The following is a 19848-nucleotide window of genomic DNA, read 5'->3' as shown; positions in this document are numbered from 1 at the left end:
AAGATAATATAAAATGAAAGATAAACATTATCTTTATGGTAATATATTTTTGATAGAAATACCTGCAAAACTAGATTGCCCGGCAAGCATGAAAACCAATCAATTATTTTTTGATGAAGAAGCGTTTAACGCCGACATTTAACTTGAAAAAAGCGGTATTAATAAATTAAAAAAGATGAATCAGGTTGAGCCCTGAAATGATGATTTTTATTCAGTTCACATGACCCAACTGCCGACCAATCGTTAAAGCGAAGATCCACAGTACCAAAGTGCAAGCAATACGAAACCATCCGCAATGACACGAAAATCGAACACCGATGCCAGGCCCGTGAAGCCAAAGGCAAGCGCAACCTTTACGTGTGTGGGCAGTTCTGGCAATGAATAGCCACCGGATTAATGCAATCCAAAAACAACATACACCCCTAAAAATGCTTTTATGAGTGAGTGAAGCTGAAAGCAAACGGATAAGATGAACCAAGCTTTTTCATTATCATAGATAATTATTTACAGCCATAATTGGTTTTGATCAAGCATGTGCTATTTTAAATTTCATGTACCTTGTTTATTGGCTTACCATGAACAAGAAAATGACTATTACTTTAGGTATTTCGGTTTATGAAGCACTACATAAATTGTTTGGAAAATGTAATAAAAGATATTTATTTACATGATTATTAACGTGAATTTAAAATAAGGAAATAAACAATGCCTACCATATCTATTTTTTATGGCATCCAAATTATGATGTACTTTTATGATAATGGAAAACACAACATGCCACACATTCATGCTGAATATCAAGATGACGAAGCCGTGTTTTCAATTTTGGATGGTGATGTTATTTCAGGTAGCTTGCCACGTAAACAGACACGTTTGGTACAAGCCTGGATTGAGTTATACCAAGAATCTTTAATGGTAGACTGGAAGTTGGCGGTAACCGGTCAAGAACCACTTCGTATAGAGCCTTTAAGATAACCGAGGTATTTATGAAATTGATTAATATAGAGCCTAAAGATAATTATATCCTGCGCATTTTCTTGGATGATGACTCAATCGTTGATTTTGATGTTAAGGCAGAAATGGAGCGTATACCTTGTTACAAGCCACTTTATGACAGTAGCTTGTTTAAACAGGTGAAGTTTAAAAATAAACGGATTTATTGGAGTGACCAGTTTGATTTTCACTTGGATCAAATTTTGGAACGTGGACACATTGTTAATTTTGATAAAAAAACAGAGGTGCAATAACAAAAACAGGCTTATCGTTTATTTACCTGAAAGCATAGCGATCCCTTGAGCAGAACCCCCTTAATAGGCTTTAGGTAAGCCTGCTGTCCCTGATAAGGGGCGGGAGGATTGCCCAGTGGCGAACGTGCTTTTGATTGTTTTAAAAGTAATAGCAGGAATAGTTAAAATAAAAGTGAGCGCTTAAATACTGGCAAGATTCCTTATGATGTGTAACGAGAAAACAAGAACTGCGTTTTCAATTTTGGATGGTGACGTTATTTCAGGTAGCTTGCCACGTAAATAAACACGTTTGATACAAGTCTGGATTGAGTTATATCAAGAATCATAATAGTAGACTAAAAATTGGCCATAAAACCGACCAAGAGCCACTTCGTATCGAGCCTTTAAGATATCTTACTGCTTAGTTTTAGAGTTGATTGGAAACCACAAAGACCATAACAAATCAAATCATGGCAGCTTATAAAATATGCTTAAAAATCCAAATCGATACGTTGTTAAAGGCTAATATAAAACTGATGCTTAGGGATATTTATAGCTTTATTTAGAGATAATTTTATATTGGGTGTTAGTTAATTTATTGAATACACTGAAATAATAAATTTAAATTAAAGATATATAAAATTACCATTATAGAAAATAATTACGTTGCCGTTAAAAGCGGCGAAGCAATGATACTAGCCCCCGCAGCTATCAAATTAAAAAGCTGGTTGAATGAAATATGTTGCAGACCATGAAGGATTTATCCCGCAGGCCTAGTCTTAAGTTTTTTACCTGACTTATAAAATGACCCAACATCCCTAAAATCAAACATATTCATCTCAAAAGACGAAATTGAAACCTGATTAGTACCATGTACATGGGTTATTAATTTGTCGTAGCTTTCCTTATAGGGAGCTTTGGCCACTGAGCCACCAAATTCCCCCGTATTGACCAACACTACATGCTGGTACATGTGGTAATACAAAGCATCAACCATGGAATCAAACGTGTTCACATCTTTATTTAAAGCAACAACCAAATAAGCGTCAGATTTATCTTTCAAATCAGCGGTCATTTTGATGTCGGTGGCGTCATAACAGATAGTACCCGTTAACGTAAATCCTTTTTCTTTTGGAAATGCTGGATGCACAAGTTCAATCAATAATTGGTACGGTCGCCAAGGCTTAACTTTGCCAACCTCATCTTGCATCATATTCCATTTACCTTGTAGGCGGTTTATAAACTGACGACCGCTTGCCTGTTTTTTTGGAATTATCCATTTTGCAATATTGTTAGGGCCGTCCACACCAGGTAAATGTGTGAATGTTAAACCCGTAAAAATGATTGCACCGGTTTTATCAGCTAAACATTTGAGAATATCCATATCGGCGTTATTAACAGCTAACTCAGGCCAAATAATGAGATCAATATTGGCTCTTTTGTAGTTGATATCATCTATACTGTTTTGACTGTAAGATTTATGCAAAATCAACTCTGCAACAGCTGCCACATGGCGGCGATGCCTGGCTCTATATACCGGTGTATCGAGCATCAGCCCATGGTCAGAAAAATCACCTTTCAGCGGCAGTAATGATTGCACCATCACAACACGAAGTTCCTGCTTTTCTTTTGGCCAATCTAAATTTACTCGTTCCACATAGGCAGGAATGCCAGACATGTTACAAAATAGCGATTTCTGATATTTAAGACGATCTTCGACTAACTTTTTAAGCGCTTTCACATCCCAAACTATTGGCCAATCATAACCGTCATCATGAATGCTAGTACCAGGCCATTGCAGTAAATGAAATAACAAACTCGATACCCAGCCAGACATTGGTGCCGTTTCACCGTTAAGCGCTTCAGGCGAATGCATCATACCTAACTGGCGTTTCATAAAGCTGGTTTTCAATCCAGTATATTTTGCTTGATTAGACACCCGTGCATTCATAACTGACCAGTCAATACTACCCATTAAGCAACTACGTAAAAAGATACCTATCCGGTATAACGGCTTATGATTCTCAGATACCCATTCAGGCACCGGGAATATTGGTTTCTCAACATTGTCTGACTGCACAATTTCTAATTTGACATCTAGCGATTGGATCTTGCTCCAGTCTTGACAACGTACCTTACAATTAGCAATATCAATGATCTTTTTAAAGTCAACAATATCGTTGTTAATAGCATCTTTTTTAACACCAAATTTACCGCCATTAAGTACGGCCATAAGTAATGCAAGTACAGCATTTTCATGAGCAAAGGGGTTACCGGTTCGTTTAATAACACCTAATAGTGAGATCGGTACTGATCCATTGAAGCGCTTCAAATCGCCGGAGATAGGTAAATATAAGATCCCAGTTTGATCAATGAGTTTTTTAAGTGACTTTGGCCATGATAAATCATTGTTCGTGGCGATATTAACTAGCTCTACAAAAAACAGCGGTGATTCGGCAGCAACTTTTTTGCAAAATATCTTCACATGAGACATTTTGAGATTTGAATTTTTCTTGAATGGAAAATTCTTTACAGCTTTTTCCAGCATGCAATTCACGGCTCTCACAACCAAAGTTTTATTTTCAGCTAGCTGATATGCTAATAAAGCATTTGCAACAAAATCTGCCACTTTCATTTCTGAAGATATGCTACGAAAGCCTTTCATCATCTTGGTGATGGTGTTAAAACTTTCGCTTTTTGTATCCTTGCCTAAGCAAGAATCATTTCTTACCAAGCAAAAAAAACGCGCTTGTTCTAAAATATTTTTATCGTTGTCATCTTCATTTTCGATAATGTCAACGGCGAGGGTTTGTAAGCACTCAAAAAATCCTTCAACATCAGTATGAGCAGGAAATGCCCAGCGTTCCTTAATATGGATGGATACTGCTGCATGTCGAAAAATCTCACCTAAACAATATCCAGCAATTTTTTGTTGCTTCGGATACTTATTGCGTTTAATAACAATGCTTAACTGATCCAGTACAGGTTTTAAAATACGCTTATCGGGGAATAGTTCCAAACCTTTCTTGAGCATTAATACCAATGAAGGATCTTTACTCCAGCAAGCAATAAACTTTCTGGCCATACGTTCTTGTAAATAATCCCATGAACCGGCTTTTAATTTTCCATTTTCTCCGATTTCCTGAGCAACCAAGCTGCGTTTTTGTTTAAGCAAGGTATGGATTTTGTTAGCGGTAAAACGCAATAAAGTATCTTCACGCACATCATTATTGAGCCCATCGATTAAAGCTAACGGATTGGTGTTATCTTTGTCGCTCTCGTTCGAGCGCAAGCTGTCAGCAAGGCCAATCAGCCCTTCCAGATTACCTAACTGCTCATCAACTTCATTGATAGAAAGAGGCCCACTAATTTTGCTCTGAATATCATTTAACTTGGTTGAAATGCCACTTTTCTTTGATCTGAATGTTTCAACCCGTGTTTTTTCTTGATTAAACTTCAGACCAATATCCTGTAATTTCTTGCCTAGTTTTTCATGGATACTATCTTCAATAGATTTAACTTTTATGCTCTTATCAACAACAATGATTAAACGCATATCGTCAACATAACGACAATAGTCAACTAGATGAATGCCTTTATTCAGATCACTACCAATTAGCTCACCGATGTAATGATCAAAATCTAATAAATAAATATTGGACAAGAAACCACCTGCGACTAATCCTTGAGGAATCCCTGATGGAATAGTGATGTTATTTTCAGCGCAAACGCGCTCATAAATTGTTGGACTTTCTTCATCCCAGGCCCAATTTTCAAAGCAGGTTAGCAACCGTTTAACAATGATTTCTTCTTTGCTACATAACGCAAGAATTTTTTTAACCAATTTTGTACGGTCAATACGGTCGTAAAATTTCTCCAAGTCCAGGTGTACTTCATAAATTTGCTCATCATTCACTTTTTTCTGCAATGCTTCTCCGCCAAAATACATAGGCCTTGCTAAAAATCGCTGATAATCCGAGAAATATTTACTGTAGGAAGTACTATTACCCCAGGAAAAGTTGGCTTCGCCCTCATTAAATGTGCAATACAGACGATTGCCATAATTCACCAATTTCTTTGTGTGTATCTTCTTTAATTCAGTTGAGGTATCACACTGGAGAGTTTCCACTTTATTGGCTAGACACATCATTAAAGCAGTCATCAAAGATTGATCGCGAATAGTCACATGAGCCAGAGGCCGAAGCGTTTTTGATTCTTCCTTTTCGGGACACCAAGCGTGTGAGAAACTCTGAGCACCCATATCTTCCAGTGGAGAATCTAGGGACAATATAGCCTTATCTGCATTGTTTTCTTTAAAATGCCAACGCTCAGTTTTAGGTGCGGGAACTAAGCGAAGTGGATCAAAAGTGAATTTTTCATCCTCCAATTCATTAATCCACTTATCAAGCTGCGCATCCAGATCAATGGCAGAACGATCAAGTTCGAAAGTATCAGCATACCAATTGGTAGAGCGGATATATTGGTGAGCTTTCTTCCACGCTTGAGCCAAAACAACTTTATCGGTTAGATAAGCGTTGGTTAGTAGCAAATTTCGATATTTTTCATCCAGCAATCCCATAGTTTTCCTTAATTGACTGCTTGCTCAACCAAGACATCGGCCAGTTTTTGCTGTAACTGGTTGGCTGCGGTGAGGCGGGATTTGAGTTGGTCGCAGATTGCCATGAGTTTATCGACTTTGGCGACGATGCGGTGTTGTTCTTCTATGGGAGGTAAGGAAAGTGTAATTTCTTTTAGATCTTTTAAATATATAGCTGGTTGTGCGGTAGAGCCGGAAGCGTTAATAAGCAAGCTAAATGAGCTTGGTGATTTTAGAGAAATGGATAAGTAGTCACTCAGAACTAATGCTGTTGGTTTGACTAGAATAACGCTTCCTAACAAACAAAATTTTTCATCGATATTAACCTTACACATTCGACCAACTGTCGCGCCACGACTGACAATAAGTAAGTCACCATATTCTGGATTGCACCGTTGCAAAGCTTTTTTTGCTGTTTCCTCAGAAATGAATAGTGGATCATCAAGAGAAACTCCTTCTTCACGTACATCCTTAGCAGATAAAAAATATACCCCATTTTCTTCTGTCGGAGGCCTAAAATGCTCTCCGTCTGTAATTTTTATAGAGAATTCTTCTGGCTTAACCCACTCCCAGTTTTGGGGAATATCAAACGGTTTTTCTTCTTCCGTTATCGGTGCAAGCGGTTTGGCTTTTTTGATTTTACCTTCCGCTATCAGCTTAGTTTTTTCAATCTGTATGCGTTTTAGTAATTCGCTGGCGGGTTCGTCGTTCGGGTCTTGCGGGACGAGTTTACCCATAACGGCTAGTTGCAGGAGGGTTTGCTTGAGGGCGTCGATGCTGGTTTCGCTGGTGAACAGGGTGTCGAAATGGGCGGCGATGCGTTGCCAGTTGGTGTTGAAGTCTTCAGCGCTTTGCGATTGTGTGAGTGTGTCGAGCAGGTAGCTGACGAGTTTTTCATGGGCTTCGGTGGCATTGCTGTGTTGGTTTTCCAATTGGTCGCACAGCGCCATCAGTTCATCGACTTTGGCGACAATGCGTTGTTGTTCGGCGAGCGGGGACACGGGAACTAATAGCTCTTCCCATTTTGATTTATTGATAATCGGAGTTGCTGACCCCGTTGCAAATTCAAGAATCTTGGATTGAAAACTATTGGCCATCACGGATATATGAGCAAATTTATTTTCTACACAAAAAGGGCTAATGCAATTGATCTGTTGATTGAAACCCATTTCTTTATCTGCAATGGCAGATTTTCCAATAGATCCTCCAATACAAACCATTAAAATATCGCCAGTCTTTGCGATAGTTGTTTCATTTCGTCCAGCCTCAGATAGCCACTTTTCTGCAGGCAAAAGTTCGCAAGCCAACGTGATTTGCCCCGGACCAATAAATGGTATTGATCCATCATACAAAGCAGATTTTTGAGTACTCGGTGTTCTTCCTGTACTAGAAATGCCTATTGTACCGAGTCTAGCCCACCCCCAGCTTTGTGGTAACTCAAACGGTTTTTCTTCTTCAGTAATCAGTGGCAGTAGCTTAGTTTTCTTAACCTTACCCTCAGCAATCAATTTGGCTTTTTCAGCTTCTATCCTCTTAAGCAACTCACTGGCAGGTTCATCATTCGCATCTTGTGGCACCAACTTGCCGCGCACAGCCAATTCCAGTATCAGCTCTCGCAATTTTTTGATGCCATAAACACTGGCGGCATTACCCGAACTGCGGCCACGGCCTGATTTCTTGGCGGTATCGGCGGCTGTCCAGATGTCGATGTGCTCGGTGATTAAGGTTTGAATCGCATTCATCGTGCTATCTCGGTACGGCGCTTATAAGAGGCGGTCATTTTCATGCTTCACCTTCTGAAATGGCATTTTCCAGCACAGCACGGTCGCGTTGCAATTCGGCTTGTAATTCCGCTTCGGTAGGTAAAAAGGCGCGGTAGCGACTGGCGAACAGCTGTTGGCTATCGGCTAACAGGGAATATTTGGCGACGGCTTCATTGCGTTCAGAGCACAAGATCAAACCCAGTGTCGGGTTGTCGCCTTCGCCCCTGTATTGCTCTTCAAACACGCGTACATACATATCCATTTGGCCGACATCCTGGTGGGCAAGCTTGCCGACTTTTAAATCGACCAGTAAAAAGCATTTGAGCAGGTAGTTGTAAAACACCAGATCAACAAAAAAATTATCGCCTTCAACACGTAATTGTTTTTGCCGTGCCACAAAAGCAAAGCCCTTGCCCAGTTCCAGCAGGAAGGTTTGCAATTGCTGAATTAAATTGGTTTCCAGTTCTTTTTCATACAGCGTGGCACTGGGTTGGGCACCGATAAATTCAAGAATATAAGGATCGCGAATAAAGTCGCGTGGGTCACTGGGGGCGTATTGTTGAATGAGCGTTGCGGCTTCTGTTTTTACTGCGGCCTGATCTTGACTGGAAAGCAATCGCTCATAGAACAAGGTACTGACTTGGCGATCCAAGGCTCGCGCACTCCAACCTTGGCTGGCCGCTTCATTTAGATACCACGAACGTGCAACGGAATTTTCAATGCGCATCAACTGGCGATAGTGCGTCCATGTCAAATTGCTACGCAGTGCGTCGCAAATCTCTTCCTGGCTAAATATCTGGTAGAACTGGCGAAAATTTCGCAAGTTGCCGGCAGTAAATCCTTTGCCAAACTCCTTGCTTAATTCCTTAGCCAATTCGACGAGTACTTGTTGACCGTAGGCAGCACGATGTTCGCCAGCCTGTTCATGTTCAACAATTTGCCGACCGATTTGCCAATAGGCTTCAATCATGGCGACATTAACGGCGCGGTAACTACGCTGTCGTGCAGCCTGGAGAATATCCCGTATTTGCGCATAGAGCCCATCGAATAAGACTAGGGTGCTCATTGTCTTGACTCCAGTGCCTCTGCCAATATGGTTTTGAGTTTGCCGCGCAGTGCGGCGATGTCATTCTGCATGGTTTGGTATTGTGCCAACAACACTTCGGGGTCGTGGATTTCTTGCTCGTCGATATGCGGATTTTTACAATCGAGGTTATAGTTGCGGGCTTTGATGTCGTCAATACTCATCTTCCACGCGTATTGGTTTTCTTCGCGAGTGCTGAAGTTGTCAGATTCTTTGCCCCACCAGGCCGCTTCGGCTTGAAACTCTTCGATCTTCATCGGTTTGGTTTTGTTGTAACTTTTTACACCCGGTGGATAAGGGTGTTCATAAAACCAGATATGTTGTGTCGGTGTGCCTTTACTAAAAAACAGCAGGTTGGTTTTAATACCGGTGTAAGGTGCAAACACGCCGTTAGGCAGGCGCACGATGGTGTGCAGGTTACAGTCGTGCAGTAATTTTTCTTTGATGCGGGTTTTGATGCCTTCGCCAAACAGAAAACCATCCGGCAATACCAGTGCGGCACGGCCACCGGATTTAAGCAGTTGCATGATCAGCACCAGAAACAAATCCGCGGTTTCGCGGGTGCGAAAAGTGGCGGGGAAATTGGTTTCTATACCGTCTTCTTCCATGCCGCCAAAAGGCGGATTGGTGACAACCACATCGACCCGTTCTTTTGGTCCCCAACTGATCAGCGGACGCGCCAGAGTGTTGTCATGGCGGATATTACTGGGTACATCAATGCCGTGCAGAATCATATTGGTGGTGCAGAGCAAATGCGGCATGGGCTTTTTTTCTATGCCGAAAATACTGGACTGCAAGTGCATTTCATCATCGACGGTTTTTACATCTTGTTTGCGGATATGTTCAATTGAGCAAGATAAAAAACCACCGGTACCACAAGCAGGATCCAGCACTTTTTCAGACAGGCGCGGGTTGACCATGCGCACCATAAATTCGGTGACGGCTCTCGGTGTGTAAAATTCACCGGCATTACCGGCGGCTTGTAAATCGCGGAGCAATTGTTCGTACATGTCGCCGAACAAATGGCGTTCTTGAGCTTTGTTGAAATCGACGCCTTCCTGAATTTTATTGATTACCTGCCGAATTAATTGGCCGGACTTCATATAGTTGTAGGCATCTTCAAACACCGAACGAACCACATAAGCACGTTGATCGCCGCCTTTGGCTTCCAGTTGTTGCAAGGCCGGGAACATCTCGTTATCCAAAAAATTCTTGAGTGCATCGCCGGTCATGCCTTCGGGATTGGCTGCCCAGTTACGCCAACGATAGGCTTCCGGTAACGGTGATTGGTAATGGTCTTGCAGTAACTCCCATTCACTTTCACGGTCGTCAAAGATTTTTAAAAACAACATCCAGACGAGTTGGCTTAAGCGTTGGGCGTCGCCATCCACACCCACGTCTTTACGCATGATGTCTTGGATGGATTTAATGGTGGAGGAAATGCTCATGAATTTGTTTGCTTATGGGTAATAATTAAAATAATTTGTAATCATTCAAGTCCCCCTCTTTAAAAAAGAGGGGTTAGGGGAGATTTTATTAGATAAATCCCCCTCAATCCCCCTTTGTCAAAGGGGGAGGTGTACTTATACTTGGCCTTTTATGCTTATCTTACTTGTTACGAAATTAAGCATAGAGTTGTTTTTCCAGTTCATAGAGGGCTGCCAAATAAGCGGGCTTACCGCCAAAGGCTGACACCAATTCGCTGGCGGTGCCCATATTTGTGAAGGGATCGAGGGTAAGAATTTTAATGTCTTCGATATTCTCAATACCGGTATCGGCGTATTTTTCCAGCAAGGTTTCCAATACCTGGCGGGCTTGGTCGCCGTATTTAGTAAAATAATTGCGCTTTTTTACTTGGTCGGCACGTTCGCGGCGGGTCAGCGGTGGTTGATCAAAAGCTACATGGCAAATCAAATCGAAAGCATCAAAGTCTTTGCCTACGTCATCGGCCAAGGCTTCCAGTAACAGGCCGTGTGTTTCCAGTTCTTGCAGGATGGCAACCTTACGGTCGGTTTTGCTCCAGCGGCGCAGGAAGTCATCAAGTGAGGCATAATCCTTGCGCACTGTTGAACGGGTGTAATCTTTAAGGGATTCGGTAATCAACTTGCCTTCAGGGCCGTAATATTGCACACGTTCTGAAATAACATAGACGGTTACATCGGCAAGCACATATTTTACCCGCTTGGTGCCGGGGTCATCAAATCCCCCCTCAATCCCCCCTTTTTCAAAGGGGGGAAGTTGTTCGTCTGCTGAATATGGCGGTACCGGATTACCGTTTTCATCGAAGATAATTTCAGGTTCATCTTCTGGTGGTACAGGGGATTCATCGCCTTTTGGCTCATAAATCATCACTGGTTCGCCATCAAAGTCTTTATCCGCAAACAGCTCGGTGACTTTTTTAAAATCCATGATGGTAAACCAGTATTTATCGTAATCTTCATTGATACGGGTGCCGCGCCCGATGACCTGTTTAAACTCGGTCATTGATTTGATATGTTGATCCAAGACAATTAGTTTGCAGGTTTGAGCATCGACACCGGTTGACATGAGTTTGGAAGTGGTGGCAATGACCGGGTAACGTTCTTCGGGATTGATAAAATTGTCCAGTTCCGCCTTGCCTTCAAGTTCATCACCGGTAATGCGCATGATGTATTTACGATTTTCTTGCACCCGTTCGGGATTCAGGTTGACCAAGGCTTGACGCATACGTTCGGCATGGTTGATGTCATCACAGAAAACAATGGTCTTGGCGTAAGGATCGGTCGCGACCAGAAATTCAGTGATTTTTCTGGCGACCAATTCGGTACGCTTTTCAAGTACCAAGGTGCGATCCATATCAATCTGGTTATAAACACGGTCTTCTATTAACTCACCATTTTTATCCAGCTGGCCTTTACTGGGCCGCCAGCCTTGCAAGTCTTTGTCAATATCGATACGGACGACTTTGTAAGGCGCAAGAAAGCCGTCTTCGATACCTTGTTTGAGTGAGTAGGTGTAGACAGCCTCACCAAAGTAAAAAATGCTGGACACGTCTTTGGTTTCTTTGGGCGTCGCCGTTAAGCCGACATGCGTGGCCGATGCAAAGTAGGCCAGAATGACGCGCCAGGCCGAATCTTCTGCGGCGCTGCCGCGATGACATTCATCAATGACAATGAGATCAAAAAAATCCGGCGAGAATTGCTTGTAAATGTTTTGTTCTTCTTCGTTACCGGTGACGGCTTGATATAACGACAGATAAATTTCATAGCTCTTGTCGATCTGACGCTTGCTGATCTTGGTCATGGCAGCGGCAAAGGGCTTAAAATCGTTATTCTTGGTTTGATCGACCAAAATATTGCGGTCAGCCAGAAACAGGATGCGTTTTTTAGTGCCCGATTTCCACAAGCGCCAGATGATCTGGAACGCGGTGTAAGTCTTGCCGGTACCGGTCGCCATGACCAACAAAATGCGTTGCTGGCCTTTTGCCACGGCTTCGATGGTGTTGTTGATCGCAGTAGCCTGATAATAACGCGGGGCGCGACTGCTGCCATCATCGTAATAAGGCATTTCTACGGTATGGCGAGCATCGGCTGTTGCCAGTCCCTTCCACTGACAATAGCGTTGCCATAATTCCGCCGGTGCAGGAAAGGCATCCAGGGTTAGTTCCTGCTCGGTTTTTTCAGCCAGTCCGGTGCGGTCATGCAGTAAAAAGCCATCACCATTCGAGCTAAACACAAACGGTATGCCCAGTGTTTCGGCATAGTTAAGCGCTTGCTGCATACCGGAACCTACACTATGTTTATTGTCCTTGGCTTCAATGACCGCAAGCGGAATATTGGCCTTGTAATACAGGATGTAATCGGCACGCTTTTGCTCACCACGGGTGTGCAACTTGCCACGAACAATAACACGGCCTTTGGTGAAAAAAACCTCTCGACGTATTTGCAAAGCCTCATCCCATCCGGCATGAACAACGGCGGGTGTGATGTACTTGGCACAAATATCGGACTCACTTAAGGTCTTTTTGCTCATGATTTCTGCTTTAGTCGTTAGGTTTTTAGGGTAGTGAGAAGAGTCACCAAGCGGTGCAGGTCGGTATAAGGCTCTATGCCATTGTGAGCAGTGGTAAGTTGCGCCAGTTGTTCGGCACGTTGGGTGGCCGCACGGGAATAGTTACAGGTTTGTTGGTAGTAACCGGCCCGGCCTTTGTCATAATCAGGCAGGTATTGACGTAGTCGCTGATAAACGACATCGCGGTGCAATGGAGCATGTACGTCTTCGAAATGTAATAACAGCCATAATTCAAAACACGGTACCGAAGCGATGGCTTGGACGCTGACAGATTGTTTTAGGTCATTGCGCAATTTGCCGTTCAGTGCCGCTGCTTTGCCAAGCGCCTGATGATAGGTGATGTGATCATCACGGTCAAAAACGGCAAAAACCTGTTCAAAGGCATGGGGTTCAATGTATTTATTCTCGTCGCCGTTAATAAACAGGTGTTCTGCGTATTCAACTACTTGCAACGGTGATGTGCCATATTGGCTGTGCTGTACCTGTACGTTAGTGGTGCTTAAGCGATACTTGGTACGAATTTCATTTAAGTAGAGCGGTTCGGTTTTGCTACCTTCACTAACAATGAGAATACGATCATAGCCCTCACGTCGGCCTGATTTACGTGCCAGTTGTTTGGTTTGCCGAGCTTTGGGTTGATTGTCTTTTCCCATATACAGCTACCGGTCAGCCTGCCGCTTGTGCGAGTAAAGGTGGGTCATTAAAAAATGGCACAGCACCATAGCGTCCGGTTAAGTAGCCACGTTCCCAGGCTTCGTTTTCACGCGGACTAAAATCGCTGAGTGGATATAATCGGGTGGCTTGATCATTATCTTTTTCAGTAAACCAGATTTGGTCGCGTCGAAACAAGGTTCGATCGAGCAGTGAAGAGTCATGCGTTGTAAAGAAGAGTTGTGCACCGTGCGGATTAAGTTCTGGTTGGTGGAACATACGCACCAATCGTCTAACCAGTAACGGGTGCAAACTACTGTCCAGTTCATCGACAATCAGCAAACGGCCATGCTTAAGTACATCGAGTACGGGAGCCGCTAGAGCATATAATCGTTGGGTGCCTTGTGATTCTTCATACAATTCAAAACTGGCAGAGCCGCGTTCTGTCTTGTGAACAAATTGTGGCATGAGCATTTCTTGTTCGTCGTGCATAACTTTTGCCCCTTCGGGGCCAAACATGATTTTTTGCTGAAACCCTTGGCGTTGCACAGTCATGACATCACTGATGCTGATGTCCGCAGACGCAAGAAAATCACGTACTGCGCGTCTGCCACTTTCAGTTTGAAGTAGTTCAGTGGTGTTATCTGGAGGCGGAGTCAGGCCTGCGCTGAAATATACCGGTTGTTCTACCAACCAGCTAAATACCGGGCCCAATAGTTCACTGTTTAGCTGCGCAGCCGTTGATAAAAACAGTGCGTTGGAGCGGGTACTGTCCTGCCAAAGCTTACGTGGACCGGTGAGATGGGTACTGAACTCGTAAATGGAGCTTTGGGTTTTTTCGTCAAACTGGCGACTGAACCATTGTTGCGGTTTTGCAGTACGATAGACCAAGAGCCATTCACTAATAATTCTTTCAGGCGTCAGGCTAAAACCGTATTGATGGCGTACCCCATTAAAGATAAAGGTGATTTCAAATTCGGTGGGTTTTGCAACACAAGCCGCATCCAGACGGAAGGGCTGAATGTTAAAAGTTTGTCCCAATTGCATGAGTGTGGCAGATTCAGCGACCAAAGCACGCATAAAGGCCAGCGCTTGTAGTAACGTGGATTTGCCACTGGCGTTGGGGCCATAGATTACAGCACTGCGAACCACATGGGGCAGACTTTTGATACCGGTTGATGCCAAGTGCGTATCGGCGAGCTTTTTATCTTTTGACGCAACAAAACTAATAACTATTTCATCGCGAATTGACCGGTAGTTACGAATGCGAAATTCAAGCAGCATGACAAGCCTCAATTGCAAAATTAATTTAAATTATGCGCTTTTTATTCAAAAAATAAAGTAATTTTTACTTTGTGTTGCATTATTTTATCGAAATATTATTTACGATAGCGGTATTAATAGCTGGCCGAATTATTCACTCGGGTGATTTTGATTTTAAGTAGCTGGTAATTCTGAGAGGCCATTTGACGAATTATTATTTTTGCAGGAATGGTGGTTGAGATGAGTATTCTTGTCAGTGTAATTTATCCGGGTTATTAGGGTTTTTAAAGTATCTTTGTTGATAAAAAATTTGCCGCTGTTTGATCTGTAGGCGAAGCCGGAAGCGAGTTTAAATAAAGCAGCGTACCACCCAAACAGGGAGGTTTGGCTTGCAGGGAGGCAAGGTTTTTAAACAGTGAAGCCGAAGGCAAGAATGCCACCCGGGATTTGGGGCTGGAAGCCCCATGTAAAAAAACAACGCGGCCAAGCATGACTAAGGCCATTTTGCATAATACGATTTATACGCGGTGTGCGGGGCAGTGTTGTTCTGCCCTGCATATTGCGTATAAGGCGTGGGTATTATGTAACTTGGCATGGTCATGCCGGGCCGCGCTCCACGGTTTGAGCTGGAGGCAAGGCCGGAAGCGAGTTAAAACCGGCTGCATCGCCACAAAACTGCGAAACGGTAAAACAAGGGCAGTGCTTTTCTGCCGTTGTTTTATGGTTTTGCTTCAATAACTGCAAAGCCACAGTAGAGGTGTAAAACCATTCAGCATGGCTGTTTATGCTGGTTGGTTTTATACCGGTTCAACCTGGGCCTGTTTTGAACCCGCAAGGCTGTAAAACAAGGGCAATGCGGTTCTGCCGTTGTTTTATGGTTTTGCTTCAATAACTGCAAAGCCACCTTGGAGGCATAAACTCATTCAGCACGGCTTTTTGTGCTGGTTGGCTTTATGCCGACATAGATAAGGCGGTTAAATTTCCTTAGGATTGAAACGAGTGCTTATCGGGGTCTATTAAGCTGCATGGGATATTTCAATAGGGATAATGGCTGGACGCGGTCTTTGTCGTGCTTGCCAGAGATCGTATTCTGCTTGCATGCGTACCCATGTTTCTGCGGTTGGGCCATTCATCCAAGCCTCAAGTCGAATAGCCATGTCTGCGCTGATCGCTGCCCGACCATTAATAACACGAGACAAAGCAACACGCGATACGCCCAGTTGTATTGCGGCTTCGGTTATACTGATACCCAGTTCCGGCAATATATCTTCTTTTAAAATACTGCCCGGATGGGGCGGGTTAAACATTGTCATTTTATGCACCTGCTAGTGATAATCTTGATAATCAACCAAGATGGCATTTTCGCTCTCAAAGGTGAAAGTAAGGCACCAATTGCCGTTTACTTTTACTGCCCAATGGTCGGTGAGTTCACCTTTTAAAGGGCGCAGTTTCCAGCCGATAATATTCATTTCTTGTGGGGCTTTGGCGGCGTTGAGTAATTGCAATTGCCGGCCCAGTTTCGCTTCATGTTCTGCTGCTATACCGGCTTTGGAACCGGTTTCAAAGAATTGTTGAAGGCCTTTATGGCGAAAGCTTTTAATCATTCCTAAGTGTATCTCTATGCTTTACACTTTACAAATAATTTATTTAAGATCCGGTCAATTTATTGGTATGGCTATTTTAGTTTCGCCCACAGGTTAGGAGTTACGAGGTGAAGCCGGAACACAAGGGCAGTGTTGTTCTGCGCTTGTGTTCCGGCTTTGCTCTATCAGTGCGATAGCCACCTTGGAGGCGTAAAACCATTTAGCATAGCTGTTTATGCTGGTTGGGTTTATGCTGACATAGATCAGGCGGTTAAATGCCCTTAGGATTGAAACCAGGCGGTCGCGCTGTTGGAGCTGTCTGGTTTCAATCCGCTTTAATGTGTTCCGGCTTTGCTCGATCAGTGCGATAGCCACTTTGGAGGCGTAAAACCATTCAGCATGGCTGTTTATGCTGTTTGGTTTTACGCTGACATAGATAAGGCGGTTAAGTGCCTTTAGGATTTAAACCAGGCGGTCGTGCTGTTGGAGCTGTCTGGTTTTGATCCGCTCTATTGTGGCAAGGTGAAGCCGGAAAACAAGGGCAGTGTTGTTCTGCGCTTGTGTTTCGGCTTTGCTCGATCAGTGCGCTAGCCACCTTGGAGGTGTAAAACCATTCAGCATGGCTGTTTGTGCTGGTTGGTTTTATGCCGACTACACCAGGCTTTTAAATGCTGGCCAGAATTTACATAATTTAACTAAAGCCCAGTAAATACGCGCGATTCCGGTTTAATAACGATAAATATACACAGGCTTTTACACAATAATTGTGCATAAGTTTTTATTTGTACTAGCGGTTATTTTTTGGCGCGTAAGCGCCTGATCGCCGCCCCCACGCGACGCCCGAAAACCCTTTGCTGTGAACACTGCAAGCAAGGCAAGCTTGCCGTTAAGCAGGGTAGTCATGCAACAACCAAGGGAGGGTTTACGGGTGGGCGGGGGTGGAGGCGGGCGCAGTGTAACTGCGCAAGGCCCGCCGCCTTGCAGGGCCGTGGCCGGCGTAAGCAAGGCCACTGTGGCGTTCAGGCGCCACAGAACGTCAACTATTCACGGCTGAACGTTCCGGGAGGTCAAGCCCGGCAGCTCAAGGATAACGCTAAGGTCGCGCGCTCAGGTTTCAAAAAACGTGAAAAAAAGATTTTCCGGCCAGGACTCCAAACGGGTAAAGCGCGTGTTTGAATAGCGGTAATTCAGATTAAAATACGAGCCTCGCGGGTAGGACTCTTTCCACTCCAGCCATTCATCAAGACCTAAGCCGTCATAGCCATAGATTGACTGGTCGCTAAACTGCACGATGACCTTGCCACTGGCCAGATCATAACCACCGCGTTTAAAGCACTTATCTCGATTGAAATCCATGCCGGATCTCCCGGATTAATTCACTTAATCACCTAAAAAAATCAACATTGCCGGTCGATAGTGAAGCCATCTGGCCAGAAGTCCAGGTATAGCCATGGAAACCGTCGTGGATGATCGACAGTAACACAGGCATTACCTAAAACTTTGTTGGTCTGTTTTAGGGTTTAAAATCGCATTACAGCGCAAAAACGCTTAAAACCAGCAGAAGAGCAGGGCTACACAAAAAAACAACCTTATAGCCCCATTCAGTTTGTTTTTTGAGTGTTTTTAGACTGTTTTTTTATATCTCTTAATGCTCTCGCGCATATTAATGGGCCGCGTTCGCTTTCTCGCTATCCTCTCGCGCTGTAAGCACCCATCACAATCGTAATGCGTTGCGAATCGTTTCAAATTGACAAAAATACAAAAATCACCTTAATTTCAACCCCATTTTACCCTATGCCGCCTTCGCTTTTGTACTATGACAACACTATGAAAACGCCCAATTCTAAAATGAAAAATATAACAAAGTAAAGCCCCATGATTTTAGTCAGGGGGCTTTACTTTTTTTAAGTAAGTTGCTTTATGTTAATTAATTAACATTGAGGACTTGCAGGTTTTTCTGTGTCTGGATTTTACTAAATTATATTGAGTGTATTTTCTAATACTATTAATTTTAAAAATAAAACAATTAAAATATAGCAACTATTTAAATCGGTTAGTTTGAATTGTTACATTTCGTTACAATTAACAAATTGTTATGAATCGGTGTTAAAGGTATTCTAAGATCACTTTAATTCAACCGCAATTTACAAATATACGGTTAAAACCGCGAGAATACGATGTCATTAGTAAATATGAAAAATAAAATGAATAAAACACTAGTCGCTTTGGCGCTCTGTGCGATAAACACCATAGGGTCTGAGGCCCACGCCGCGTCGTATATGATGCTCGAAAATATCGGTTTTTTCAACGTGTTAGCGACGTTTGATGGAATCGCGTATAACTCGAACGATATTGGAAATATTACCAATTTCATATTCAGTAATACACTCACAAACTATCAGGGACCCGTGAAGGCGATTGACCAAACACTGGCTGTATTCGGCAAAAGTGCAGTTATATCCTTTGACGGAAACGAAAATATTTTCGCATTCAGCGACCCCAATACGGACGTTATTTACAGGAACAATTACGGTCTGGCAGGCACACCTAACGGTTCGCGCTTGGGATCGTGCGAAGCAGGGCCACAATTTTTGTGTACAACCGGCCAATTGTTCGCCCCTTTAACGACTCATACCCCAATGAATTGGAAGATCATGGCCATGGCCCCCACCGTTGCCGCCGTTCCAATTCCAGCCGCTATCTGGATGTTTGTATCAGGCTTATTAGGTTTTGGAGCTTTTCATAAGAAAAAGGCTAAATCTCAAAACCTGTATAGCACCATGACCGCCAACGCTTAACGTAAAGATCAGGCACTAAAGCCGCCTCTACTGGGCGGCTTTTTTGTTGTACTGTTCTTCATGAAACCGGTGTAAACATTAAAGATATTTATTGACGGTAATGGATGCAAGCTGCAATGGCTCTGCCGAAAAGTGCTACCCAGAAAAATAAAATCTACGCCCAATATACCTAATAAATGGCTTTTTTGGGTGTTTCTGCACCTTGAGTTGGTTGTAAAATTGATTCAACAAATTAGGTGGGCACATTTTTTTGTCCAACATTTCCACATTAAAATAGAATGATGACATTGGGTAATGTATCGATATTATGCTTTTGTCCTTTGAATATTGGGCAAGGAAAAGATATTTCCCAACCTACATATCTATTTTGCCAAAACACCTCCACAAAAAAAGCCCCATGACCTAAATCATAAGGCTTTAGTCCAAAAAACCAACAAATCTTAACTATAAACTGGCGGTACCAGCGCCACCAACACCTTCGATGAATTGGTAAACGTTATTGATTAACGGCACCAACGTGGAAAGCTAAAATCTGTAGGGTGAAATAGCGTATTGCGCAGTATGTTGGTCTTTGATCATTCGGCGCATTACGTTATTACTAATGCACCCTACATTTAAACCGTCTTACGGGTTTGTTGCTCATAGGGTGCGTTTATAAAAACGACAGAAAAGTCCCATAGAATTTATTAAATGCCAAAATTTACGTGGCTTTATGCCATTTTCAACACTCCTCAATTTAAACTGTGTTTAACCTACCATTTTTTGAAAGTCTTAACTATTATTACTTGGTAGATCGTAAGGCATAAAAAAACGAATGTTTAAACGAAACAAAC

The 19848-nt window shown here is 43.1% G+C and carries 14 protein-coding genes; 4 read left to right on the top strand and 10 right to left on the bottom strand.

Annotation, left to right across the window (positions count from 1 at the left end):
- Nucleotides 1-13: 13 nt before the first annotated feature.
- From KKZ03_RS21865 to KKZ03_RS20370, 3 genes are all read left to right on the top strand, one after another.
- Nucleotides 14-142: a hypothetical protein gene (locus tag KKZ03_RS21865; protein WP_256451984.1), complete on the top strand. Its 129-nt coding sequence runs from the start codon at nt 14-16 to the stop codon at nt 140-142.
- A 563-nt stretch (nt 143-705) separates the two neighbouring features.
- The gene (locus KKZ03_RS20375; protein WP_243218577.1) at nt 706-975 is read left to right on the top strand and encodes a DUF4160 domain-containing protein; all 270 of its coding nucleotides are present in this window, start codon (nt 706-708) and stop codon (nt 973-975) included.
- A gap of 11 nt (nt 976-986) precedes the next feature.
- Nucleotides 987-1247, top strand: a complete 261-nt coding sequence (locus KKZ03_RS20370; RefSeq protein ID WP_243218576.1) for a DUF2442 domain-containing protein — start codon at nt 987-989, stop codon at nt 1245-1247.
- Between the two features lie 739 nt (nt 1248-1986).
- Here the strand turns inward: KKZ03_RS20370 and KKZ03_RS20365 are convergent.
- The 10 genes from KKZ03_RS20365 to KKZ03_RS20320 form a co-directional block, all read right to left on the bottom strand.
- Nucleotides 1987-5805, bottom strand: coding sequence for an RNA-directed DNA polymerase (locus tag KKZ03_RS20365; protein WP_243218575.1), 3819 nt, complete (start codon nt 5803-5805; stop codon nt 1987-1989).
- 8 nt (nt 5806-5813) lie between these two features.
- Nucleotides 5814-7565 carry a restriction endonuclease subunit S gene (locus tag KKZ03_RS20360; RefSeq protein WP_243218574.1) on the bottom strand — a complete coding sequence of 584 codons (1752 nt, stop codon included), beginning with the start codon at nt 7563-7565 and terminating at the stop codon, nt 5814-5816.
- A gap of 40 nt (nt 7566-7605) precedes the next feature.
- Complete coding sequence (locus KKZ03_RS20355; protein WP_243218573.1) at nt 7606-8652, bottom strand: YhcG family protein; 1047 nt, start codon at nt 8650-8652, stop codon at nt 7606-7608.
- Nucleotides 8649-10118, bottom strand: a complete 1470-nt coding sequence (locus KKZ03_RS20350; RefSeq protein WP_243218572.1) for a class I SAM-dependent DNA methyltransferase — start codon at nt 10116-10118, stop codon at nt 8649-8651. The genes KKZ03_RS20355 and KKZ03_RS20350 overlap by 4 nt, the downstream gene beginning before the upstream one ends.
- A gap of 175 nt (nt 10119-10293) precedes the next feature.
- Nucleotides 10294-12681, bottom strand: coding sequence for an EcoAI/FtnUII family type I restriction enzme subunit R (gene hsdR / locus KKZ03_RS20345; RefSeq protein WP_243218571.1), 2388 nt, complete (start codon nt 12679-12681; stop codon nt 10294-10296).
- Between the two features lie 17 nt (nt 12682-12698).
- Nucleotides 12699-13373, bottom strand: coding sequence for an RloB family protein (locus KKZ03_RS20340; RefSeq protein ID WP_243218570.1), 675 nt, complete (start codon nt 13371-13373; stop codon nt 12699-12701).
- Nucleotides 13374-13386: 13 nt separating this feature from the next.
- A complete protein-coding gene (locus tag KKZ03_RS20335; protein ID WP_243218569.1) occupies nt 13387-14655 on the bottom strand; it encodes an ATP/GTP-binding protein in 1269 nt (422 codons plus the stop codon).
- Nucleotides 14656-15650: 995 nt separating this feature from the next.
- Nucleotides 15651-15947: a HigA family addiction module antitoxin gene (locus tag KKZ03_RS20330; RefSeq protein WP_243218568.1), complete on the bottom strand. Its 297-nt coding sequence runs from the start codon at nt 15945-15947 to the stop codon at nt 15651-15653.
- Between the two features lie 12 nt (nt 15948-15959).
- A complete protein-coding gene (locus KKZ03_RS20325; protein ID WP_243218567.1) occupies nt 15960-16238 on the bottom strand; it encodes a type II toxin-antitoxin system RelE/ParE family toxin in 279 nt (92 codons plus the stop codon).
- A gap of 1086 nt (nt 16239-17324) precedes the next feature.
- The gene (locus KKZ03_RS20320; RefSeq protein WP_243218566.1) at nt 17325-17573 is read right to left on the bottom strand and encodes a KTSC domain-containing protein; all 249 of its coding nucleotides are present in this window, start codon (nt 17571-17573) and stop codon (nt 17325-17327) included.
- 821 nt (nt 17574-18394) lie between these two features.
- Here KKZ03_RS20320 and KKZ03_RS20315 point away from each other — a divergent pair.
- Complete coding sequence (locus KKZ03_RS20315; RefSeq protein WP_243218565.1) at nt 18395-19015, top strand: VPLPA-CTERM sorting domain-containing protein; 621 nt, start codon at nt 18395-18397, stop codon at nt 19013-19015.
- The last annotated feature ends 833 nt before the right edge of the window (nt 19016-19848 follow it).

Origin of the sequence: Methylobacter sp. S3L5C, assembly GCF_022788635.1 — a bacterium.
GTDB lineage: Bacteria > Pseudomonadota > Gammaproteobacteria > Methylococcales > Methylomonadaceae > Methylobacter_C.
The sequence above is the reverse complement of the archived record's forward strand: the minus strand, read 5'-3'. Positions and strand labels throughout refer to the sequence as shown.